At 53.3% G+C, this 21,374-nt stretch carries 21 protein-coding genes; 12 read left to right on the forward strand and 9 right to left on the reverse strand.

The genetic code is table 11. From position 1 onward, the window contains the following. Positions 1–51: 51 nt before the first annotated feature. The 6 genes from J3P35_RS16825 to J3P35_RS16850 form a co-directional block, all read right to left on the reverse strand. The gene (locus J3P35_RS16825; protein ID WP_210465835.1) at positions 52–906 is read right to left on the reverse strand and encodes a dienelactone hydrolase family protein; all 855 of its coding nucleotides are present in this window, start codon (positions 904–906) and stop codon (positions 52–54) included. Between the two features lie 127 nt (positions 907–1,033). Next, positions 1,034–2,284, reverse strand: a complete 1,251-nt coding sequence (gene fabF / locus J3P35_RS16830; RefSeq protein ID WP_210465836.1) for a beta-ketoacyl-ACP synthase II — start codon at positions 2,282–2,284, stop codon at positions 1,034–1,036. 99 nt (positions 2,285–2,383) lie between these two features. Next, positions 2,384–3,151: an SDR family oxidoreductase gene (locus J3P35_RS16835; protein WP_210465837.1), complete on the reverse strand. Its 768-nt coding sequence runs from the start codon at positions 3,149–3,151 to the stop codon at positions 2,384–2,386. A gap of 14 nt (positions 3,152–3,165) precedes the next feature. Continuing rightward, on the reverse strand, positions 3,166–3,642 hold the full coding sequence (locus tag J3P35_RS16840) for a PaaI family thioesterase (RefSeq protein WP_210465838.1): 477 nt from the start codon (positions 3,640–3,642) through the stop codon (positions 3,166–3,168). Between the two features lie 40 nt (positions 3,643–3,682). Next, positions 3,683–4,270 (reverse strand): TetR/AcrR family transcriptional regulator, encoded by a 588-nt coding sequence (locus J3P35_RS16845; RefSeq protein ID WP_210465839.1) that lies wholly within the window; start codon positions 4,268–4,270, stop codon positions 3,683–3,685. A 184-nt stretch (positions 4,271–4,454) separates the two neighbouring features. Beyond that, the gene (locus J3P35_RS16850) at positions 4,455–6,749 is read right to left on the reverse strand and encodes a GH92 family glycosyl hydrolase (protein ID WP_210465840.1); all 2,295 of its coding nucleotides are present in this window, start codon (positions 6,747–6,749) and stop codon (positions 4,455–4,457) included. A 471-nt stretch (positions 6,750–7,220) separates the two neighbouring features. Here J3P35_RS16850 and J3P35_RS16855 point away from each other — a divergent pair, with 471 nt between their 5' ends. Together J3P35_RS16855 and J3P35_RS16860 are read left to right on the forward strand one after the other, a co-directional pair. Beyond that, positions 7,221–8,591 (forward strand): APC family permease, encoded by a 1,371-nt coding sequence (locus J3P35_RS16855; protein ID WP_210465841.1) that lies wholly within the window; start codon positions 7,221–7,223, stop codon positions 8,589–8,591. A 77-nt stretch (positions 8,592–8,668) separates the two neighbouring features. Then, the gene (locus J3P35_RS16860; protein WP_210465842.1) at positions 8,669–9,652 is read left to right on the forward strand and encodes an aldo/keto reductase; all 984 of its coding nucleotides are present in this window, start codon (positions 8,669–8,671) and stop codon (positions 9,650–9,652) included. 138 nt (positions 9,653–9,790) lie between these two features. Here J3P35_RS16860 and J3P35_RS16865 read toward each other — a convergent pair whose 3' ends face one another. Continuing rightward, a complete protein-coding gene (locus tag J3P35_RS16865; RefSeq protein ID WP_210465843.1) occupies positions 9,791–10,741 on the reverse strand; it encodes an NADP-dependent oxidoreductase in 951 nt (316 codons plus the stop codon). Positions 10,742–11,024: 283 nt separating this feature from the next. Here J3P35_RS16865 and J3P35_RS16870 point away from each other — a divergent pair, with 283 nt between their 5' ends. The 4 genes from J3P35_RS16870 to J3P35_RS16885 all read left to right on the forward strand — a co-directional run bounded on the left by J3P35_RS16870 (position 11,025) and on the right by J3P35_RS16885 (position 15,209). Further along, entirely contained in the window at positions 11,025–12,488 is a 1,464-nt protein-coding gene (locus tag J3P35_RS16870; protein ID WP_210465844.1) for an aminoacyl-histidine dipeptidase, read from the forward strand. A gap of 627 nt (positions 12,489–13,115) precedes the next feature. Next, positions 13,116–14,171, forward strand: coding sequence for a J domain-containing protein (locus J3P35_RS16875; protein WP_210465845.1), 1,056 nt, complete (start codon positions 13,116–13,118; stop codon positions 14,169–14,171). A 175-nt stretch (positions 14,172–14,346) separates the two neighbouring features. Beyond that, positions 14,347–14,538 carry a CsbD family protein gene (locus tag J3P35_RS16880; protein ID WP_210465846.1) on the forward strand — a complete coding sequence of 64 codons (192 nt, stop codon included), beginning with the start codon at positions 14,347–14,349 and terminating at the stop codon, positions 14,536–14,538. A gap of 254 nt (positions 14,539–14,792) precedes the next feature. Continuing rightward, a complete protein-coding gene (locus J3P35_RS16885; RefSeq protein WP_210465847.1) occupies positions 14,793–15,209 on the forward strand; it encodes a hypothetical protein in 417 nt (138 codons plus the stop codon). Between the two features lie 112 nt (positions 15,210–15,321). On the opposite strand, the gene J3P35_RS16890 is transcribed toward J3P35_RS16885, so the two are convergent. Next, on the reverse strand, positions 15,322–15,639 hold the full coding sequence (locus tag J3P35_RS16890; protein WP_210465848.1) for a hypothetical protein: 318 nt from the start codon (positions 15,637–15,639) through the stop codon (positions 15,322–15,324). Between the two features lie 235 nt (positions 15,640–15,874). Here J3P35_RS16890 and J3P35_RS16895 point away from each other — a divergent pair, with 235 nt between their 5' ends. Next, a complete protein-coding gene (locus J3P35_RS16895) occupies positions 15,875–17,170 on the forward strand; it encodes a TCR/Tet family MFS transporter (RefSeq protein ID WP_210465849.1) in 1,296 nt (431 codons plus the stop codon). Here J3P35_RS16895 and arsC read toward each other — a convergent pair. Continuing rightward, on the reverse strand, positions 17,160–17,501 hold the full coding sequence (gene arsC, locus J3P35_RS16900) for an arsenate reductase (glutaredoxin) (RefSeq protein WP_210465850.1): 342 nt from the start codon (positions 17,499–17,501) through the stop codon (positions 17,160–17,162). The two genes, J3P35_RS16895 and arsC, sit on opposite strands and share 11 nt — an antisense overlap. A 97-nt stretch (positions 17,502–17,598) precedes the next feature. Here arsC and J3P35_RS16905 point away from each other — a divergent pair, with 97 nt between their 5' ends. The 5 genes from J3P35_RS16905 (at position 17,599) to J3P35_RS16925 (ending at position 21,063) form a co-directional block, all read left to right on the forward strand. Further along, a complete protein-coding gene (locus J3P35_RS16905; RefSeq protein ID WP_210465851.1) occupies positions 17,599–18,006 on the forward strand; it encodes a hypothetical protein in 408 nt (135 codons plus the stop codon). Between the two features lie 368 nt (positions 18,007–18,374). Further along, positions 18,375–19,151 (forward strand): hypothetical protein, encoded by a 777-nt coding sequence (locus J3P35_RS16910; protein WP_210465852.1) that lies wholly within the window; start codon positions 18,375–18,377, stop codon positions 19,149–19,151. Positions 19,152–19,378: 227 nt separating this feature from the next. Continuing rightward, a complete protein-coding gene (locus J3P35_RS16915; RefSeq protein WP_210465853.1) occupies positions 19,379–20,050 on the forward strand; it encodes a Crp/Fnr family transcriptional regulator in 672 nt (223 codons plus the stop codon). Further along, positions 20,034–20,738 carry a CatA-like O-acetyltransferase gene (locus tag J3P35_RS16920; RefSeq protein ID WP_210465854.1) on the forward strand — a complete coding sequence of 235 codons (705 nt, stop codon included), beginning with the start codon at positions 20,034–20,036 and terminating at the stop codon, positions 20,736–20,738. The genes J3P35_RS16915 and J3P35_RS16920 overlap by 17 nt, the downstream gene beginning before the upstream one ends. An 82-nt stretch (positions 20,739–20,820) precedes the next feature. Continuing rightward, positions 20,821–21,063 carry a hypothetical protein gene (locus J3P35_RS16925; protein WP_210465855.1) on the forward strand — a complete coding sequence of 81 codons (243 nt, stop codon included), beginning with the start codon at positions 20,821–20,823 and terminating at the stop codon, positions 21,061–21,063. The last annotated feature ends 311 nt before the right edge of the window (positions 21,064–21,374 follow it).

A 21,374-nucleotide genomic window follows, 5' to 3' on the forward strand; every position in this document is an offset into this window, starting at 1 on the left:
GCAGATGATTACTGCTTCGCCCTTTTCTTTGTTGGAAGGAATTCTATAGATCTATTTTAGCCTTCGATTGAACAGCTCCAGCGTACGGTCCCAGGCGAGTTTGGCAGCGGCCTCGTTGTAGCGGGCTGGTGAGGTGTTGTTATTGAAAGCGTGGTTGGCTCCCTCGTACACGTTCAGTTGATACTTCACGTTGGCGGCTTTCAGGGCCTGCTCAAACGCCGGGATGCCCGCGTTCACCCGTTCGTCCAGTCCGCCGTAGTGCAGCAGCATCTCCGCTTTGATCTTAGGTACATCCACGGCCTCCGGCTGACGGCCATAGTAGGCTACCGCAGCATCCAGTTCCGGAGAGTGCACGGCCAACTGCCCCACTAAAGCGCCGCCCCAGCAGAAGCCCACGGCCCCGGTTTTTCCGTTGCCGTTTTTATGTTTCTGCAGGTACTCCAGCCCTTTCAGGAAATTGGTGAGGTTCTGCTGGGTATCCAGTTTGGAGAACAACGCACGGGCCTCGTCCTCGTTGGCGGGCGTACCTCCGTACGGCGACAACGCATCCGGGGCCAGGGCCAGGTACCCTGCCTGCGCCACCCGCATGGTTACATCCCTGATGTGCGGATTCAGGCCCCGGTTCTCATGGATCACCATCACCGTGCCCAGCTTCTTCTTGCCTTTCGGCTGCACCTGGAAACCCCTCATGGTCACTCCCTCGGCCCCGGGATAGGTGATTTCTTCAGGGAGGAGGTCTTTGTCATCCACGGTAGCGGCCTGGGCATAGTTGTTCTCCAGCATGGGCAACAGCGACATGGCCAGCGTAAGGCTGCCCGTCAGCTTGGCCAGTCTGGTGAGAAACTCTTTACGGGTAAGCGGAGCGTGGGTGTACTCGTCAAAAAGGTTGATGATGCGCTGGTCCATAGGTTAGGTTTGTTTCTTGGAAGATACAAAACCGGTTACAGTAAACCATGGATAGAGCACAACCGTTTGTTTCGGGCCAATTTTTGGGAAAACAGGTCCTAAATGGAAGGAGTCAATCAGGCCTGCCTTACTCCGCGTATTTCTTGAAAATAGAGCTGGCCGTGTGGCCCCCAAAGCCAAAGGTATTGTTGAGGGCGTACGCAACTTTCTGCGGCACTGCCTCCCCCAACACCAGGTTTAAACCAGCTGGAACCTGTTCATCTACCTGCTGCGTGTTGATGGTAGGCGGGATCACATCATGTTTCACCGAGAGCACACAGATGATGCTTTCAATGGCACCTGCCGCCCCCAGCAAATGGCCCGTCATAGACTTTGTGGCGCTGATGGCTACCGGCCGATCCCCAAAGACGGTCTTGATGCCCTGCAACTCACTCAGGTCGCCAATGCCGGTAGAGGTAGCGTGGGCGTTGATGTAATCTATCTGCTCGGGCCTAACCTGGGCATCTTTCAACGCCCGCTCCATCCCCAGAACCGCCCCTAATCCGTCGGGTGAGGTGCCAGTTAAATGATAGGCATCACCGGCCATGCCACCTCCCACTAGTTCGGCATAAATAGGCGCGTTTCTCCGGACGGCGTGTTCCCATTCCTCCAATACCAGGGCCCCGGCCCCTTCGCCCACCACAAATCCATCTCTGTCCTGGTCAAAGGGGCGGGAGGCAGTGGTAGGGTCATCATTCCGCTTAGACAACGCCTGTGCCGCGCTGAAGCCTCCTACACTGGAGGCGGTGATGGCGGCCTCTGATCCTCCGGCAATCATGATCGTGGCCTTGCCCATCCGGATGGTGTCAAATGCGTTGATGATGGCCGTATTGGAAGAAGCGCAGGCCGATACCGTGCAGTAATTGGGCCCGTACAGCTGGTTCCGGATGGAAATAACACCGGCAGCGATGTCTACAATCATCTTGGGGATGAAAAAGGGATTGAACCGGGGCGTACCGTCGCCGGTGTGGTACCCTTGAAGCTGTTCCTCAAACGTACCAATGCCCCCGTTACCCGATCCCCAGATCACTCCTACCTCGTGCCGCTCCTCCTGAGACATCTTTTTGAAATCCAGCCCGGCATCCAGAATGGCCTCGTCGCTGGCGGCAATGGCATACTGGGTAAACAAATCATATTTCCTGCTTTCCTTTTTCTCCAGGAAGGCCTCGGCCTCAAACCCTTTTACCTCGCAGGCGAAGCGGGTCTTGAACTTAGCCGCATCAAACCTGGTGATAAGTCCGGCCCCGCTTTTACCGGCCAATAGGTTTGCCCAGAACTCCTGCACAGAATTTCCCAAAGGGGTGACCGCCCCCAGGCCCGTAACTACAACTCGCTTCATGTTTTACCTCAATTGGTGTAAGGGTGATTGTTAAATGATGCAGTTCTGCCTACCTCAGGCAAAGCATCAATTTTTGTTTGGGTGGATGGGTGAGAATGCTTAGTTGACGGCAGGCTGAGGTACCTTTCTGCTGCTGTTCATGGCTTGGAGGGCACTTTCAGGTGAGGAGAGGTAGAGTTGATAGATTTGCTCGGTATCTCCCACCCTTATTTCAAAGCGGTCCTGCTCCATGGCTTGAAGTAAATTCTGGGCCACTGCGGCGGGTGAGATGCCCAAGTGCCCGCCAATTGCCTGCGAGAACTCGGTGTTCACCAGGGGCGGCATCAATTCAAACACCTTAATGGCCGAGTTACCTTCCAGTGCGATACGCAGCGCCTGGGTATAGGAGTGCAAGGCCGCCTTACTAGCCGAATACCCCACCAGTTGCCCTGGCACAAATGCCACAATGGAAGACACATTCACAATGGCGGCTTCAGATTGTTTTTTCAGAACCGGCAGCAACAGCTCGTTTAACCGCACCACCGACAGGTAATTGGTGTGCATTTCTTCAGAGGCTTTCCCGTAGGCATCCCCGTTGGCCTCGGTGATATCATACACCAGCGCACGGCCCGCGTTATTGATCACCATGTTCAGCTGGGGGAACTCGGTCTTTAGCTGGTCCACCAGTGCCTGCACATCTGCCTCCTTACTCACATCAGATTGAATAGGCACCACGGTTGGGAGCGCCTGGTGGGCAAGCCGAAGGCGGTTTTCATCCCGCCCCGTGATAATGACTTTGTTGCCGGATTGGCTGAGCAGCTTGGCTATTTCAAACCCGATGCCTGCGCTTCCGCCAGTAATTAAAACGGTGTTCTGGGTAGTTCTCATAATGATTGGTTCTGTTAAAGGTTAATGATAAGACAGGTACCCACGCCATGGGCAAAGACCTCACCCTGTTTATTGAGCAATTGAGCCTGGATGAAGGAGGTGGTTTTTCCTTTGTGAATGATTTTCCCCACTGCGCGCAGCACGCCGCTCTCCAGTGTGACGGCCTTCAAGAAGTTGGTTTTAAGCTCCAGGGTAGTGTAGCTTAAGTGGGCAGGAAGCATGGTGTGCAACGTGGCACCCATTGCCGTATCAAGGAGGGCAGAGACCACCCCGCCATGCACTGTTCCAATGGAGTTGTAATGAAAAACCTGCGGCTGAAACTCAAAGATGGCCTCCCTTTCCTGTATGGAAACCGCTCTGAAATGCAGGGTTTCCAACAGCGGCGGATACGGGATTTCACCCTCTGCAATAGCTTTGAAATAGTCTAACCCTGATAGCGGTTCTCCTATTGCCGAGGGGATTTGCTCTTTGGCCAGTGCTTCGTTTCTCATCAAAATAATACCGATTGGTATTTTTAAGGTCAAAAAAATATCACTTAAGATCCTCAATTAATTTTTCAACGGATTGCATGATGGCGTTCCGGAAGTTGGTTTTGCCGGTTAGTTTGGTGATCATCATGGCCCCTTCAATCATGGCGATGATGGTCAGGGCAACCTGCTCTGGATTTATCGAGGGGCTGAATTCCTGCTGCTCCACTCCCTGGCTTACCACTTTAATGATGCTATCCTTCCAGTCGTTAATAGCCCCGGCGGCCTTTTTCCTTAAAGCCTCGTGCGTATCATCTGCTTCAATGGCGGTGTTCAGGATGGGACAACCACCCGCAGGAAAAGGATACTTTAGAAAATTGCTATAAACCTGCACGTAGGCCAGCAATTTTTCTTTTGCGGTAGCCTGTTTCTGTATTTCAGACCTCAAAATGGTTTGTACTTGCTGCAGGTTGAAGTCAAAAGCTGCCAGGGCTACCTCGTCTTTGTTCGTGAAGTTGCCATAGATACTGCCTTTGGTTAAACCCGTGGCATTGGTCAGATCAGCGATAGAGGTGCCCGCATACCCTTTGGTATTGAAAATAGGTGCTGTTTTCTCTATGATAAATTGCCGTGTTCTCTCTGCCTTGCTCATAATCCCTACACTAATGGATGCAAATTTATACCAATCGGTATCAAAACAAAACTTTTCTGTTCTTTTTATTTATCCTTATAAAAGAAAACAGGCGGTCTGTAAGTAAAAAAATCTGTTTAGGGCCTGTATTCCAGGAAACAGGCCCTAAACAGATTTCAGAAAATTCTTATTAAAAGAAGGTTCCTTACTTCTTTGGCTTGCTGCTCATGTAGAACGTTAGCTTACCGCCTTTCACCAGGTCTGAGTGGTTCAAAACAGGTTGGGATAAAGTTTTGCCGTTCAGCTCTACTTTCTGCACGTAGACGTTCTTCTCGCTCTGGTTTTTGGCCTCTATCTGGAAAGTCTTGCCGTTTTCCAGTTGAATGGTGGCATCTTTCACGGCCGGGCTTCCCAAAGAATACTGCTCAGAACCAGGTGCTACCGGGTAGAACCCTAGTGAGCTGAACAGGTACCAGGCGCTCATCTGGCCGCAGTCATCGTTGCCGCCCAGACCATCGGGGGCTGCCTGGTACTGCTTTTTCAGGATCATGCGCACACGTTCTTGGGTTTTCCAGGGTTGGTTCGTCCAGTTGTAGAGGTAGGCTACGTGGTGGGCAGGCTCGTTGCCGTGCACGTAGTTGCCTATGATGCCTTCGCGGGTAATGTCCTCGGTGTCTTTGAAAAACTCATCCGGTAAGTGCATGGTGAAGAGCGAGTCCAGGTGGGGCACGAATTTGGCGTTGCCACCCATGGTTTGAATCATCTCAGCGGGAGCTTGCGGCACGTAAAGGCTGTAGTTCCAGGCGTTGCCTTCAATAAAGCCCTGGTTGTGGGTGCTCAGCACATCAAACTCCTTCTTGAAGGTGCCGTTGCTCAACTTGGGCCGCATGTACCCGATGCTCTTGTCATACACGTTCTTCCAGTTCTGGGCGCGTTTGCTGAATTCCTGGTAAATGTCCTGACGGTTCAGTTTATGCGCAATCTGCGCGATGCACCAATCGTCATAAGCGTACTCCAGCGTCTTGGAAACCGAGGAGCTGTTCTTGTCTTCGGGCACGTAGCCCAGTTGCATGTAGAAGTTCAGGCCATCGTAATACCCTTGGCGGGCGGTGGCCACGCAGGCATCCAGCGCGCGGTTGGCATCGCCGGTGTAGGTGCCTTTCATAATCGCATCTGAGATTACGGAGACGCTGTGGTAGCCAATCATGCACCAGTTTTCGTTGGCGTGATGCGACCACACGGGCAGCATGTTGTGCACGCTCTGGTCATAGTGCGCCAGCATGGACTCCACCATATCGGCGTTGCGTTTGGGTTGCACCACGTTGAACCAGGGGTGCAGGGCGCGGTAGGTATCCCAGAGCGAAAAAGTGGTGTAGTTGGTGAAGTTCTTCGCTTGGTGGTTGTTCTGGTCCAGGCCGCGGTACTGGCCGTTCACGTCCATGTATGTGGTGGGTCCCAGGAACGTGTGGTACAGTGCGGTGTAGAAGTTGATGTAGTCGTCTTTGGTGGCGAGGGTGGCGCGCACTTTGCCCAGTTCCTGGTTCCACTGGGCCTGGCTTTCATCTTTCACGCGGTCAAAATCCCAGTGCGGAATCTCGGCGCGCATGTTGGCGAGGGCGCCCTCGGTACTCACCGGCGAGAGCGCGAATTTCACCTTAATCTTCTCCCCTTCGGTGGTCTTGAAATCGAAATAGGCACGGAGCTGTTTGCCGGCCATCTCGGGGAAGTTCTTGCTTTGGTCAAACTTTCGCCAGAAGCCGCGGTACACCTGGGCTTTGCTGTAGTCTTTGTTGCCGTATTGGGTAAAAGGCTTCGAAAACGACATGGCGAAATACACTGTGCGCGTGCGGGCCCAGCCGTTCGTCTGGCGGTAACCGGTGATGAGCGTATCGTTTTCTATCCTCAGGAAGGTCCAGGCGTTTTTGTCTTCGTAGTTGTAGATGCCGTGCATCAGGTCCAGGATGATGTGCGCCTCGTCTGATTTGGGGAACGTGTACTGGTGCATGCCCACGCGGTTCGTGGCAGTGAGCTCCGCCCTGATGTTGTGGTCGTCCAGTTTCACGCTGTAATAAGCGGCTTCTGCGCGCTCGTTGTTGTGCGAGAATTTGGACCGATAGCCGCTCTCCGGTTTGGCCTCGGTGCCAGGGTTCAGCTGCAGTTTGCCGGTGGTGGGCATGAGGAGGAAATCGCCGAGGTCTGAGTGGCCGGTGCCGCTGAAGTGCGTGTGGCTGAAGCCCACAATGGTAGGGTCATCGTACTGGTAGCCGGCGCAGTACTTGTACACGTCTTTGTTGTAGCCGCCGTTCACCTCGTAGGGAATGGTATCGGTATCGGGCGAGAGCTGCACCATCCCGAAGGGCGCCGTAGCCCCGGGATACGTGTGGCCCATCTTGTGCGTCCCGATGATGGGGTTCACCCACTGGACCAAATCAAATCTGGGCTTTTGGGCGAAGGCAGTGAACTGGCAGAGCAAAAAAGCCAGAAGCAAAGGTTTTCTCATGTTGGTGGCGGAAGTTGCTAAAGCGTTTTAGTACTGATTAGGTTCTCAAAGATAAGGGAGTTTCAGAAAGCGCAAAGCTGTCTTCCGTTTTAGGCTCGTTTTCTGAAAATCAGCCTTAAAACAGGAAGCGTTTCAGCCCTTTCTATTTCACTCCTCTCCCGCAAGTTTGAGCGCAGCGGTAACTTGTGGGAACTTTGGTGCCAGTTTGCAACTGGCCTTTCAACATCGGCTTTTGGAAAACGCCAGTTACAAACTGGCTGCCATGTAAAGCCACAAGTTACCGCTGCACTCAAACTTGCGGCAGGTGGGGGCAAACTTGCGGCAGGTGGATTTTGTTTAAAGGTCATTTCCCAAAAATCAGCCTCTAAACACAACATGCTTTCCTGCCAGAAACCAGACAAACTGTGCGGGTGGCCCGTAAAATGTGCATCTTTAGGCACCTGAATTCCTCTTACCTGATTCTACGTTTACATGTCTGCACCTCACTTAGAACGCCGCCTGGGGCTGGCACAGGCCACCGCCATTAACATGATTGACATGGTGGGCATTGGGCCGTTTATCACGCTGCCCATGGTCATCGGCATGATGAACGGCCCATACTTTCTGTATGCCTGGGTGGCTGGGGCGGTGCTCTCCATTGTGGATGCCATGATCTGGAGTGAGCTAGGGGCGGCCTTCCCGCGGGCAGGCGGCAGCTATAATTTCCTGAAGGAGGCTTACGGCGAGCGGGGTGCGGGCCGATTTATGAGTTTCCTGTTTGTGTGGCAGACCATGATCCAGGCGCCGCTGGTGATTGCCTCGGCGGCCATCGGGTTTGCGTCTTATTTCTCGTACCTAGTGCCGTTAACGGACATCACTTCCAAACTGGTGAGCGGGGCGGTGGTGGTGCTCATTGTGGTGCTGCTCTACCGGAAGATCGAGGCTATTGGCAAGATCAGCGTGCTGCTGTGGGTGGGCGTGCTGCTCACCATGGGCTGGATTATCCTGGGCGGGCTCACGAGCGGCAATTTCCTGCAGCCTTTGCGAGACATGAACGCGGGCCTTACGGTGAACTACGGCTTTGTGGCGGCCATTGGGTTTGCGAGCGTGAAGACGGTGTACAGTTACCTGGGCTACTACAATATCTGCCATTTAGGTGCCGAAATCAAAGATCCGGTCAAAAACATCCCGCGCAGCATGTTCTATTCCATTGCGGGCATCGCGGCGCTGTACCTGCTCATGAACATCAGTGTGGTGAGCGTGGTGCCGTGGCAGGAAGCGAAGGAAAGTGAGTTTGTGGTAAGCCTTTTCATCCAGCGCCTTGCCGGGAACACCGCCGCCACCGTGGTTACCATCCTAATTCTGTGGGTGGCCTTCGCCTCGGTTTTCTCTGCTACCTTGGGCTACACGCGTATTCCGTACGCGGCCGCGGCCGATGGCGCTTTCTTCAAGGTCTTTGCGCGACTGCATCCCACCAAGCATTTTCCGCACGTCTCTTTGCTGTTCCTGGGCGCCGTGGCGTTTGTGTTCAGCATGCTGTTCCGGTTGAGCGATGTCATCAGCGCAATCCTGGCCATGCGGATTCTCATTCAGTTTATTGGGCAGGGCGTGGGCTTGTTGCTGCTGAGGAAAAACCGCCCCAAAGAGGATTTCCCTTACAAGATGCCGCTGTTCCCGCTGCCGGTGATCATTGCCCTGCTCATGTGGGCGGCCATTCTGCTTTCCACGGGTACCACCATGGTCATCTCGGGGCTTGTGGTGATCTCACTGGGCACGGTGGTGTACTTCATCAAGGCGAAACTGAACCGCGAGTGGCCTTTCAGAACCGATATCCCTGAGCAGAGCACAAAGCAACCTTCTTAATCGGGATTTCGGTTGGCCAAATTGGCACCAAGGGCGTACACAAGATTTTCTAATTTCAAGCTTAAAACAGCACTGTTATGGTTTATAGAGGATTAGGTAACACCGGAGAAAGATTGTCGGCAATCGGGTTGGGTTGCATGGGCATGAGCCAGGCCTACGGAACCCGCGATGATGACGAATCAATTGCCACCCTGCACCGGGCGCTGGAACTGGGCATCAACTTCTGGGACACCGCCGATGTCTATGGTCCGCACCACAACGAGAAGCTCATTTCCAAAGTGCTGGTGCCCAACCGCGACAAGGTATTCATCGCCACCAAATTCGGGTTCCGGAACCACGAAGATGGCAGCACCACCTTTGACGGCTCGCCGGCCTACATGCGCACCGCCGTGGAAGGCAGCCTCAAACGCCTGAAGGTAGACGTCATTGACCTATACTACGCCCACCGGGTGGACCCCAACGTGCCCGTGGAGGAAATGGTAGGCGCCATGGCCGAACTGGTGCAGGCCGGGAAAGTGCGCTACCTGGGATTGTCCGAAGCCTCGTCGACCTCCATCCGGAAGGCGCATGCGGTACACCCCATCGCGGCCGTGCAGTCTGAGTACTCGCTCCTCACCCGCGACGCTGAGCAGGAGATCATCCCGCTGTGCCAGGAACTGGATATTGCGTTTGTACCCTTCAGTCCGTTGGTACGCGGCCTGGTGACCAATACCGTGGATGTGGGAAGCCTTCCCGAGGGTGACATGCGCAAGTCCCTGCCCCGCTTCAAGAACCAGGACAACTGGGACAACAACCAGAAACTGGCCCAAGCCTTTGCGGAATTCGCAGCGGGCAAGAACTGTACCCCGGCCCAACTGGCGCTGGCCTGGGTCCTGGCGCAAAGCGAGGCCATCATCCCTATCCCTGGCACCAAGCGCAGAAAATACCTGGAGGAAAACGCCGCCGCCGTAGATGTGCAACTCACCATTTCAGACATCAAAGCCCTGGAAGACCTCCTGAAACAGTACCCGCACGTGGGCGAACGCTACAACCCAGAGCAGTACCGCTTGGTGAACAATTGATGGTTTAGGGAATGGAACCCGGCAGGCAGTTCCTAAGAGAAGATTCTCCCCATGAGGGAAGAATCTTCAAAAAAGCATTTGGGCTTTGGTGCTGCTTTGGGCCCAATTTATCCAAAACAGGCCTAAAGCAAACATCAATTACGGCACCACTACTATTTTACCGGTGGTGTGGTGGTTGGCAATCTTCTGCAGTGCCTCCCCAGCCTGGTCCAGGGAATAGGTTTCGCTCACATGTACTTTCAGGTGCCCGGCATCAGCTAGTTCCCGAAGGTGCTCCAGTTGGGCGGAGTTGGGTTCCACGAAGAGGTACTGGAAATCAATGCTCTTGTCCAGGTTTTCGCCCCTGTTCAGGATGGAAACCAGCTTGCCGCCGGGTTTCAGAGCGATGAGACTTTGTTGAAGAGTGTCGCCGCTAGCGGCATCAAAGATGAGGTCCACCCCGTCTGGGAAGAGTTCTTTCACGGCTTCTCCTACGTGCGTGCCATTATAATTGATGGTATGGTCGGCGCCAAGTTCCTGCATGAACGGGTGGTTTTTCTGGCTGGCTACGCCAATGACGGTGGCGCCTTTCCACTTGGCCAGTTGAATACCCAGGTTCCCGATTCCGCCGGAGGCGCCCAGGATGAGCACAGTCTGTCCAGCCTGCAGGTTTCCGGCGTCAAACATGGATTGGTAAGCCGTTAACCCCACCAGCGGAATCCCGGCGGCTTCCTCAAAACTCAGGCTTTTGGGTTTGCGAGCCAGGTAACTCTCGGGTATCACGATGTACTCCGCGAAGGTACCCTGCTGCACCACGGGCCGCCGGGCGTAGGCGTACACCTCATCACCCACGTTGAACCGGCGGGCACTGTATGCGCGGTCTTCCACCACGCCGGCCACATCCCAACCCGGGATAGCCGGAAATTGCACGGGTAAAAAACTGCTCAGCCAGCCGGCCATCACGGCGTTGTCAACGGGGTTCACAGCGGCGGCCTTTACGCGCACCAGCACTTCGCCCTCTTTTAACTCTGGTATTTCCAATTCTTCTACTTTTATTTTTTCGGGGCCGCCAAACGCCTCGTAGAATGCCGCCTTCATTTGTCTTGCCATGGCACTTTAGGTTAATTTTCACACAAATACAAACTGTGTTTTACTCCTGAAAGGCCAACTTGTTCCCGCAAAAGAAGAATCTGGCCCTAGTGGCCGAGGACTTATACGGTCTGTTTTAAGCGCATTTTCCCAAAAACTGCCTATAAATAAGCCGCAGTTAGGCAAAACCTGCCTTGTCTGTAGTCCGTTCAGTTTATTACCTTTACCCTACAGACAAGAACCCCAACCTCTACCCGCCGAAGCTTCCATACTTCCCTCGGGGATAATCATCAATGATTAATTTATGAGCACCCAGATAGAATCTTTAGAACCTAAAGCCCTGTGGCAGCATTTTGCGGCGCTGAACGCCGTTCCCCGTCCGTCAAAAAAAGAAGAGCGTGTGATCAAGTTCATCCAAGACTTCGGGAACAGCCAGGGATTTGACACCATCACCGATGAGGTAGGCAACGTCATCATCCGTAAACCGGCCTCGCCGGGCATGGAAGACCGCCAGACCGTGGTGTTGCAAAGCCATCTGGACATGGTGCACCAGAAAAACGCTGATACAGAGTTTGATTTCAACAGCCAGGGCATTGACATGTACGTAGACGGCGATTGGGTCAAAGCCAAAGGCACCACCCTGGGTGCCGATAACGGCATTGGGGTTGCCACGCTCATGGCGCTGCTTACTTCCAGGAATATTGCACACCCGCCGCTGGAATGCTTGTTCACCATTGACGAGGAAACTGGCATGACCGGCGCCATGGGCCTGAAGGGCGGACTGCTCACCGGCTCTATCCTGCTCAACCTGGACACCGAGGATGATCGCGAACTCACCATCGGCTGCGCGGGCGGGGTGGATGTAACTGCCACCGGCTCTTACAACGAGGAGCACATTCCGTTTGACTTCGCGGCGTACCGCATCAGCATCACAGGCCTTACCGGCGGCCACTCGGGTATGGACATCCACCTGGGCCGTGGCAACGCCAATAAATTGATGAACCGCATTTTGTACCAGGCGGCGGCTAAATTCAACGCCCGGGTATACAGCATTGACGGCGGAAGCCTGCGTAACGCCATCCCCCGCGAGTCATTCTCCGAGGTGGCCGTACCAGAAGCCAAAGCCGAGGTTTTTGAGCAGTTTATTTTAAAACAGGCCGAAATCCTGCAGGAAGAATACACCCTTACTGATCCTAACCTGCTGGTTCAGGCCGAGCCTATTGACCTGCCCTCTTTCGCAATTTCCTACGATTTCCAGAACCAGTTGCTCCGCGCACTGTACGCCTGCCCCAACGGCATTTACCGCATGAGTCCGGCTATACAGGGTTTGGTGCAGACCTCCAATAACCTGGCCCGCGTGCTGGTAAAAGACGGTTCGTACTCTATCCAGTGCCTCACCCGTTCCTCTGTGGACACCGAGAAAACCGACTTGGCACAGGCCATCCAGAGCACCTTTGAACTGGCCGGCGCCAGCGTAACCCAGAAGGGCTCTTACCCCGGCTGGACCCCTAACCCCGAGGCCACCATTGTGAAGACCATGACCCACCTGTACCAGGAGCTGTTCCAGGAGCAACCCCACGTGAACGCCTGCCACGCCGGCCTGGAATGCGGTATCCTAGGCACCCATTACCCACAAATGGAAATGATCTCCTTCGGCCCCAACATCACCGGCGCCCACTCCCCCGACGAGAAAGTCCAGATCAGCTCCGTACAGAAATACTGGCGTTTCCTGCTGGAGACTCTGAAGCAAATACCGGTGAAGGCGTAAGTTCTTTGCACCACCCCGCTCTCCGGGCACCCCTCCTAAATCAGGAGGGGAGTTTTTGCCTCTATTCCGCGCTCCAATGACCTCGTAGCGTCCGGAAGACCTGCGAGTGTCTACGTTGATGGCTCTGGAACACCCGTGACCGGCAGGTGTAAACACCCTTCATCAGAGCTGCGCTCGCTGCCTCAAACTCTTGTTTGGGCAATCCTTAAGGGGAGAATCTCTTCAGCAATGGGTGATGACGCAATTTATTGCATCTCTACAAGGGAGACCGTCCTGTGCAGAGAAGACCTCACAGGTTTTGAAAACCTGTGAGGTCTGGGGCGTTTCAGCTGGGGCATTCCCTATTCCAGCCTTTCGGTGGAGCGCCTTGTCAGGTCCGGTGCCGAAGGCATTGCGACCGCCAGGGAGCAAAGGAAGCTGGCGTAGCGCGAGGCCGGAAGGCGGGGCCTCGCGGCCGTGAGCGCACGGAGCCCAGCAATGCAACAATTCAGTTTATGAACCCACGCAAACAGCGGCGCCACGCCAGCACAAACAGACTACGCGTATAAGAAAGGCAAAAGCCCCTGCATCAACCTTCCGTAAACAAAACATCAATCTACTATCACTTCAGCATCGTTTACAAACCCCATGTCCACACCTGACCACCTCCCCCAATTCACCCCGCAGGAAAAAGTCTCCCTCTCCCAGCTGCAGCAACAGTTTAACGCCAGCATCCAGACCATTGACCAACTGAAAGCCCAGTTGGCAGAAAGGGCCAGGATTACAGAAGTGGCGCGGGCGCGGGTGCAGAAAGAGATTCAGCCCTTGATGCGGGAAATGGTGCAGCGGCGGGTGGCTTTGGTGCAGTTGCTGGACGAGGCATACCACCAGGAGAATTTTCCGCAGCTGGAAAAGGAAAAGCTGGCCACCTTTATTATAGAACAGGCTTCTACGCTGGTACACCACTATGACGCGCAGGAGTTGGCCGAGTTGCTGCAGCGTTACACCACACCCATAACTACCCCAGAGAAAGACGCCAACGTCACCCAAGCAGAAACCCAGAACCTGCTTAAGAATGTGCTGGGGCTGGACGTGAACCTGGAGGACCTTTCCAACCTGGAGGCGTTCCAGGCCCGGCTAGACCAGCAGATGCAGGAAGAGCAGGAAAGACGCGAGGCCCAGCGCAGCCATCGGCAGAAATCAAAGGCGCAGCAGGCCAAGGAAGCCAAGCTGAAGGCGCAATTGGAAAGTATCAGCAAGGCCAGCCGCCGCCTGTATACTACCTTGGCCAAACTGCTTCACCCAGACCGGGAACGCGATGCCGCCGCCCGCGTCTGGAAAGAAGAGGCCATGAAAAAGGTGACCATCGCCTACCACCAGGATGATTTCTTTGAACTGCTGCGGCTGCAGATGGAATTCATGCACGAGCAGGAACAATTGCTGGCCCAGGTTCCCGAAGACCAACTCACCTATTACGTGCACCTGCTGCAGGAGCAGATTCAGGAGATGGAAGACGAGCACAGCAACTACTACATGGGGGCAGACGCGCAGCTCTACAAAGAGTTCGGCGGTACGCCCAAGCAGATGGAGGCCAAGTTCAGGAGTGCCAAAAAGGGACTTCGGGAAGAAATCCAGCACCTTGACTACGCCCTCACAGATTTCAAGTCTCCGGCCTCATTACGGGAGTTTCTGAAAGGATTGTAGCAAAATTCTCCTGAAACAATCCAAACCCAAGTTCTTCTGTTTCGAGGCTATTTTCAGAAAAGCACCTCAAAAGGAGCCATCATCAACCTATATTAAGGTAGCTACATCAACCCTGACCTGGTAATTCGCGTATATACTTACATACCTATATGTAACCATTTAAATACTGAGGACCATGCACGAAGCTGAATATAGAACCCGAGGTAACTGGAATGAGGTCAAAGGTAAAATGAAACAAGCCTATGGCGATCTTTCCGATGACGATCTCACTTATGACGAAGGTCAGGAAGATGAGTGGCTGGGCAAGCTCCAGCAAAAGATAGGGAAAGCCAAACATGAGCTTAAATCATGGATTGACTCTCTCTAAACATTGCAGCAATGTAAAAAGTCCCTTGCTCGGCCTGTCCGGTAGAGCGGGGATTTTGCGTTTACAGGCATAGCTGATTTCTCTTTTATGTCCCTTTTCGCAAAACAAGGCCTTAAACGCTTGGACCAGGAAATAGGCAAAAATTTACCTCACTCCCTACCTCTGGTCCGTTCCAATTTCATAGTGATTTTAAGGGTAAGAAGCTTATCATTTTGCGGTAGATTCCAGTAACTTTGCTGCCCCAAATTGCTTCCATGATCTTATATCAGAATGGTCTGATTCAATTAGACTACAACCCTGCCACCGATGTGCTGCATGTCACACTGCCAGACGCACATCATATTGGCGTTACTGAACTCAAGCGCTCCCTTGATACCATTGCCTCTTACATCCTGAGCTATGATGTGAAGAAGCTTCTGCTCAACAGCAGCAACACTCTTCTCCATGACATGGATGATACCATTTACCGCGACTTGGTAGCCCAGTTCTTCACCGATCTGAATAAATCAAGGCTGCAAAGAATTGCGCGGGTGGGCACGCAAACCACTTCGCACGAGATAAGGTCGGCAAACATGACAGCTGAGTTAAAGCAGGAATTAGCGGCTTCCTTTGTGCTGGAGACTTTCCATTCTGAGCCTTACGCCCTGCAGTGGCTTCTGCAGTCCAATTAAAAGACAAACTTTCAACCCAACCAGGAATTCCTCTAATCCTCAGGATAGTCCCTGCATGGCAAAAAAAGACCTGCTCTTTTGGAGCAGGTCTGGAAAAAGAGGCGAAAAACTTCTACTGCACCTGGGCAATCTGCACCGAAGGGTGATCTTTCCCGAAGGCCTCAAAAGCCTTCTGCTTATTGGTGCCTAAGACTTCTAACAGGGCCGCCGCGTACTTTTTGTTAATGGCCGCCACATCAGCATTGGGGGCAGACACTTCCTGTATACGGGAAAGCTCCAAGTTCCTGATTTTCAGGTAGTGGTACTCATTCAAATTCAAAGCATTAGCGATATCACGAGCAGTGTTGCTTGCTGTTGAAGGCATGGTTCCGGCAACAGTGCTTCCCAGGAGAGTGAATGTTAAGAGCAGGGTGGCGTAAATCTTTTTCATATTCTATTATTTTTTATAATATTTTGTATACAGCACCAAAGATGGCGGTTTAATTCATTGACACTTACCATTTTAGCCAAACACCCCTTAAAAGAAGATAAATGTATTTATTTCGTCGTTAAATCATATTTATCAATTATCTGTAGAAGGCCGGTTTACATGCATTACCAAGATCATTTCCCTGTGAAGGTGTAAAATCATATCTTTGGCGCCATTTCTAAAAAACAGCTTCAAAATGAAAGGTCAACGCAAAGCAGCTCTAGGGTTCATCTTTGTGACATTGCTTATTGATGTCATCGGGTTCGGGATTATCATTCCGGTGCTGCCCAAGCTGATCAGTGAATTGATCCACGGGAGCCTGAGTGAGGCCTCGCTCTACGGCGGATGGCTCATGTTTGCCTACTCCATCACGCAGTTCCTGTTCTCGCCAGTATTGGGTAACCTTTCTGATAGGTTCGGCCGGAGACCGGTGCTGCTGTTCTCACTGTTCGGGTTTGGGATAGACTATATTCTGTTGGCCTTGGCCCCCAACATAGGCTGGCTTTTCGTGGGCCGGATTATTGCGGGCATTACCGGTGCCAGCATGACCACCGCCACCGCCTACATCGCAGACATCAGTACGCCTGAGAAAAGGGCCCAAAACTTTGGCATGGTGGGCGCGGCCTTTGGGTTGGGCTTTATCATTGGGCCTGTGATTGGTGGGGTGTTGGGGCAGTTTGGCGCGCGGGTGCCGTTCTACGCCGCGGCGGCCATTACGCTGCTGAACTGGCTGTATGGTTTCTTTATCTTGCCAGAATCGCTGGCGCAGGAGCACCGCCGGCCGTTTGAATTGAAGCGCGCCAACCCGGTGGGCTCTCTCCTGCAGCTAAAGCGCTACCCTATTATCGCCGGCTTGGTGGGTTCCCTCATTTTTGTGTACATCGCGGCGCACGCCACCCAGAGCACCTGGTCTTACTACACCATGGAGAAATTCAAGTGGAACGAGGCCTGGGTGGGTTACTCCCTGGGCTTTGTGGGCCTCATGGTGGCCATTGTGCAGGGCGGGCTCATCAGGTACATCAATCCGGCGCTGGGACCTAAGAAATCGGTGTACTACGGGCTGGCCTTGTATGCCCTGGGCTTTCTGCTGCTGGCCTTCGCCACCCAGGAATGGATGATGTTTGCCTTTCTGGTGCCGTACTGCCTGGGCGGAATTGCGGGTCCGGCCATCCAGGGGATCATCTCCACGCAGGTGCCGCCCAATGAGCAGGGCGAGCTGCAGGGCGGTCTTACCAGCCTGGTGAGTGCCACCTCCATTGTGGGCCCACCCCTCATGACGAATCTTTTCGCCTACTTCACCAGCCGGCAAGCCCCGGTGTACTTCCCCGGCGCACCTTTCCTGACCGGTGCTGTGTTCACCGTGGTCAGTGTGATTCTGGCCGTGCGGTCCCTGTCGCGCCATGACCTACAGGTTTCGCCGGGCACGGGGCCGCAAACGCTGATTCCGGCCACCGATGAAGCCCCGGCCATTGCCCCGGGGCTTACAGAATAGTCAGCACGTTCTCGGGCGGGCGGCCTACTACGGCTTTGTCTCCGTTCACCACAATGGGGCGTTCTATGAGCACCGGGTTCTCTGTCAGCACCTGTAGCCACTCTTCCTGGGTGAGATGCTGGCCGGCATAAACCTCTTTGTAGAGCTTCTCTCCTTTTCGGATAATATCCTCGGGCCCGGCCTGGAGCTTGGCCAAAATTGCCCGAAGTTCTTCCACCGTGGGCGTTTCTGAGAGGTAAGGAACCACTTTTATTTCCTGGCCGGTGTTCTGTAGCAGTTCCAGGGCCTGGCGGCTTTTGCTGCAGCGATTGTTGTGGTAGATAGTGATCATGTTTCTAAGACAATGGATTTAGGCACCTGAACTGGACTTTGCCCCGAAAATTAATTATATTTAGTAAGTAGTTCCGGGCGTTCCAAATCGTAAGCGTATGTTGGTCCTCAAAGATAGTTTGGTTGAGTTACATTATGACGTAACCACGGATATCCTCTCCATGGCTTGGCCCGACCTGAACGGCTTTGCCTTATCAGAGATAAACCACTCCCTCAAGAAGGTCATAGACACCCTCAAGCACTATGACATCAAGAAACTTCTGATAGACGGCCGGCAAAACAAAGTGGAAGTCACAGAGAAAGAGCAAAAGCAGGTGGCCCACCAGTTCAGCCTTGATCTAAGGCAAACCCGGGTAAAGAAAGTAGCGCGCCTGGCTTCCATGGACCGCGAGAAAGAAAGGCGCACCCACCTGCTCAGCGAGGAACTGATCCATGAATTAACCTACTCAGTGCAGTACCAGGAATTCACCGATGAACGTACCGCCGTGGCCTGGCTCAAAGCCTGACTTCATCTGTGCCTCCGGAAGAAACCTAAAGTCCTTATTCTCTTTTAAAGCTGATTTCCCTGAAACAGTTCCTAAACGAGGATTCTCTTTATTCCCTTGTCAGATCTAACTGTCTAAAGATCTCTGACCTTCCGGTAAACAGATCATTTTCAATCTATTAAGAAGTCTAACTGCGCCCAAACAGTTGCCTGCAAGGCTGTTCTGTTTGGGCGCGGCTTTTTCCGGCTTTACTCCAGAGAAATCTCCTTACAGCCGGAAAACCAATTTCCTCATAGGGGCAGGCCTGCAAGCGCCTGTCTAGAGTAGAAAATTCAGATACCCAACAGATGGGGTGTCATTCACCAAAGACTGTAAAACAATCTACTCTTATGAAAACGCTTGCAAAATCCCTTGCTTTCCTGGCCCTGGCCCTGTTTACCTTTTCGTGCTCAGAGGATAACCCCGAGCAACCCCAGCCCCAACCCGGCAAGACCATTGACGAATGGGGCCAGTCTATGCTACAGATAGAACAGATTGCCTCAGAAGTGGAACTGCTGGCCCGAGGCACTCATGCGAACGGCAGCAATTTTCTATCGTGTTCCCAGGTGCAGAACGAAACTGACCCCGATGGGCTGGAAACTACCTTCACATTCTCCGGTTCAACCTGTGTGGACGGAAAAACCCGAACCGGCAAGATTTCAATGTTCACCAGCAACAAAACCAATTTGGAGGGCGTCATTTTCCTGGACGATTATAAGGTGAACGGCACAACATTGGAAGGAGCCTTCGCCTTCCAGGTGATACAGGTACCCGGCAAAGCTGCTGCCCTCCGTTTGGTGAGCAGCAACGCCCAGGTAATTCCCGCCTCCGGCAAGTCCTTCAGCTACTCCTTCAACCGCGTGACGCACCTGAAAGAAGGCGCCGGAAGCGTACATGACTACTCAGACGATGTGGTGGAACTCTATGATGCCGAATACAGCTGCCTCAAACAAGACGGTGCTTTCCAGGCTTCACTCCTGGCCCCCGTTTTACTTAAGAGATCCTGCGCCGCGCCGGCTAATATGAGACCGGTGCAAGGCAAGGTGTTGATCCAGATGACCACCGGCCAGAAAAGCACCATTAACTTCGGGGACGGCACCTGCGCCGCTCAGCCTTCTGCCGAGTAATAGCATCAAGATGAAGCATCAGCTGTTTTGATCCTGATTTCATAAAAACGAAGGTAAAACAGACCTCACCTGCAAATGCCGGAATCGTTTGATTTCGGCATTTTTCTTTTTCAGAGTTGGCCCGAACACTTGGTTACTCAGGTAAATCTCAGAATTCATTTTGCACAGGATTTCTATTGGAGACAAATGTCCTTTCCTGCGTTGCCAGAAGGCCGTAGGTTTGTGACATGGAAGAGCATTTCTATACCGAATACCGCACCAAGATCACCTCGTTCCTGCATGGGAACGGAGCGTTGCTGGCGCAATACCAGATCAGGGAAGTTCAACTTGCGGCGCAGGATGTTCTTTTGAAACAGGGCACCGCCCCCAAAGGGGTTTACATTTTAACCTCGGGATTGGTAAAAGTGACCAGAACCACAGCCGCCGGCCAGGTATTCACCCTTGGCGTATTTGGCCCCGGCGAGGTGGAGGGCGATGTGGAGGCACTCATGCACATGCCCCATTTCTGCACGGTGCAGGCACTTACTGCGTGCCGGTTTTACCATATCAACAGTGATGTGTTCCTGAAGATGCTGGCCCGGGAAGAGGAATTCAACCTGCTCATGCACCGCTCCATGGCCTCCAAAATGCTCAACACCTCGCTGCAGAGCTCCATCCAGAACACCAACCGGCTGTACTTTACCCTGCTCATTGTACTACGCGAGCTTTCCCGGCTCAATGAACTACAGATCTCCAAACCACTGCTCACCGAGCTGCTGGGCACCTCCCAAAGAAACCTGAACCGCTTGCTACGCCAGCTGGAGGAAGAAAACCTCATCCAGGTGAAAGGCACCCTGGTAGCCTCCATAGACCGTCAGAAAATAGAAAAGAGAATTGAAACCTATGACTTCGAAATATAATAAACAACCCTTCCCGGTAGAGGGCTGGGCCCGCGAAGAGCAGTTCCGCTTCTTCAAAACCTTTACCCAACCGTTTTTCAACGTACACACCCAGGTAGACATTACCCACCTGTATCACCTGTGCAAGGAACAGAACCTCTCCGTGTTTCTGGGTTACCTGTACGCCACCCTGGAAGCCGCCCGCGCCACCGAGAGTTTCCGGCTGCGCCTGGAGAACGATGACGTGGTACTCTACGAGGGCCTGGACCTGTCAACCACCGTCCTCCGGCACGACCACTCCATCTCCTTCGTGAGTTTGCCCCACCAGTCCACCCTGCCGGAGTTCTGCACCCACTCCCGGGCCCTCATTTTAGCCGCCCAGGCTGGAAAGCAACTCTTCATCGGCCACCAGGGCCCAGATCTGCTGCACCTCACTACCCTGCCCTGGTTTAAATCTGCCGGCATAGAACACGCCTACTCGGTAAATCCCCAGGAAACCGGAGTTCCAAAAATCGCTTTCGGGCAGTTAGAGGTACAACCGGGCAAAGTAACGCTCCCCATGAGTGTTTCCCTGCACCACGCCCTCGCCGATGGCTACCACGTGCACCTGTTCCTGCAGCAGATGGAAAGTGTAATCAACCGTTTGGCCGAAGAATATACAAAGGAGGCAACAATGCAAAAGGAACCCGTTTCAGCGGTGTTTTCATAAAATTAGCCCGAAAACCAGAAAAGCATGATCCTTTAGTAACCGCATCCGTTACATCCCAAATCCATTCATAAATCTCATTGACATGACACAACGGGAAGTAACCGATCAAGACAACCTCACCTGGACCTGCGTACAGGCCTACGCCGGTTTACAAGGCGATGCCGCCGAAAAAGCAACTGAACTCTCAGAATCCGAAGAAGGCACCGTCACCGTAGTCTGCACCCCCAGCGGCCAGGCCCAAACCGTGCGGCTGGACCTGCCCAGCAACTGGCTGGAAGCCACCTCAGACGAAGAGATCCTGCAGAAGATAGCCCAGGAGCGGTAAACCCTACTGTTTGTGATTGTAGGGGCAATCCCTTGTGGTTGCCCTTGCGCTTTTCACCACAGTCTGGGTTGTTGGTGAAAACACTAAAAATGCATGGGGAAATGTTAACCCACCACTTTACCTCCGAGGAGGGGAATTCTGGAATGCATTAGGATGCAGTTGAGGTGTAGTTTTGGTTGTTGGTGATAACACCAATAACGACAGGCGAGGTTGCGAGAGAACGGAAAGAAATGTAGGGGCACCTCTTGTGGGTGCCCTTTCAGGTAGTGACAGTTATTTCCAATAGCTGCCGGTTTTTGCGGAGGACCCGT

The organism is Rufibacter roseolus, assembly GCF_017916365.1.
Classification (GTDB): Bacteria; Bacteroidota; Bacteroidia; order Cytophagales; family Hymenobacteraceae; genus Nibribacter; species Nibribacter roseolus.

Coding starts and splice junctions, on each gene's coding strand:
- J3P35_RS16825 (WP_210465835.1), bottom strand. CDS start 906: ATGGACCAGCGCATCATCAACCTTTTTGACGAGTACACCCACGCTCCG.
- fabF (WP_210465836.1), bottom strand. CDS start 2,284: ATGAAGCGAGTTGTAGTTACGGGCCTGGGGGCGGTCACCCCTTTGGGA.
- J3P35_RS16835 (WP_210465837.1), bottom strand. CDS start 3,151: ATGAGAACTACCCAGAACACCGTTTTAATTACTGGCGGAAGCGCAGGC.
- J3P35_RS16840 (WP_210465838.1), bottom strand. CDS start 3,642: ATGAGAAACGAAGCACTGGCCAAAGAGCAAATCCCCTCGGCAATAGGA.
- J3P35_RS16845 (WP_210465839.1), bottom strand. CDS start 4,270: ATGAGCAAGGCAGAGAGAACACGGCAATTTATCATAGAGAAAACAGCA.
- J3P35_RS16850 (WP_210465840.1), bottom strand. CDS start 6,749: ATGAGAAAACCTTTGCTTCTGGCTTTTTTGCTCTGCCAGTTCACTGCC.
- J3P35_RS16855 (WP_210465841.1), top strand. CDS start 7,221: ATGTCTGCACCTCACTTAGAACGCCGCCTGGGGCTGGCACAGGCCACC.
- J3P35_RS16860 (WP_210465842.1), top strand. CDS start 8,669: ATGGTTTATAGAGGATTAGGTAACACCGGAGAAAGATTGTCGGCAATC.
- J3P35_RS16865 (WP_210465843.1), bottom strand. CDS start 10,741: ATGGCAAGACAAATGAAGGCGGCATTCTACGAGGCGTTTGGCGGCCCC.
- J3P35_RS16870 (WP_210465844.1), top strand. CDS start 11,025: ATGAGCACCCAGATAGAATCTTTAGAACCTAAAGCCCTGTGGCAGCAT.
- J3P35_RS16875 (WP_210465845.1), top strand. CDS start 13,116: ATGTCCACACCTGACCACCTCCCCCAATTCACCCCGCAGGAAAAAGTC.
- J3P35_RS16880 (WP_210465846.1), top strand. CDS start 14,347: ATGCACGAAGCTGAATATAGAACCCGAGGTAACTGGAATGAGGTCAAA.
- J3P35_RS16885 (WP_210465847.1), top strand. CDS start 14,793: ATGATCTTATATCAGAATGGTCTGATTCAATTAGACTACAACCCTGCC.
- J3P35_RS16890 (WP_210465848.1), bottom strand. CDS start 15,639: ATGAAAAAGATTTACGCCACCCTGCTCTTAACATTCACTCTCCTGGGA.
- J3P35_RS16895 (WP_210465849.1), top strand. CDS start 15,875: ATGAAAGGTCAACGCAAAGCAGCTCTAGGGTTCATCTTTGTGACATTG.
- arsC (WP_210465850.1), bottom strand. CDS start 17,501: ATGATCACTATCTACCACAACAATCGCTGCAGCAAAAGCCGCCAGGCC.
- J3P35_RS16905 (WP_210465851.1), top strand. CDS start 17,599: ATGTTGGTCCTCAAAGATAGTTTGGTTGAGTTACATTATGACGTAACC.
- J3P35_RS16910 (WP_210465852.1), top strand. CDS start 18,375: ATGAAAACGCTTGCAAAATCCCTTGCTTTCCTGGCCCTGGCCCTGTTT.
- J3P35_RS16915 (WP_210465853.1), top strand. CDS start 19,379: ATGGAAGAGCATTTCTATACCGAATACCGCACCAAGATCACCTCGTTC.
- J3P35_RS16920 (WP_210465854.1), top strand. CDS start 20,034: ATGACTTCGAAATATAATAAACAACCCTTCCCGGTAGAGGGCTGGGCC.
- J3P35_RS16925 (WP_210465855.1), top strand. CDS start 20,821: ATGACACAACGGGAAGTAACCGATCAAGACAACCTCACCTGGACCTGC.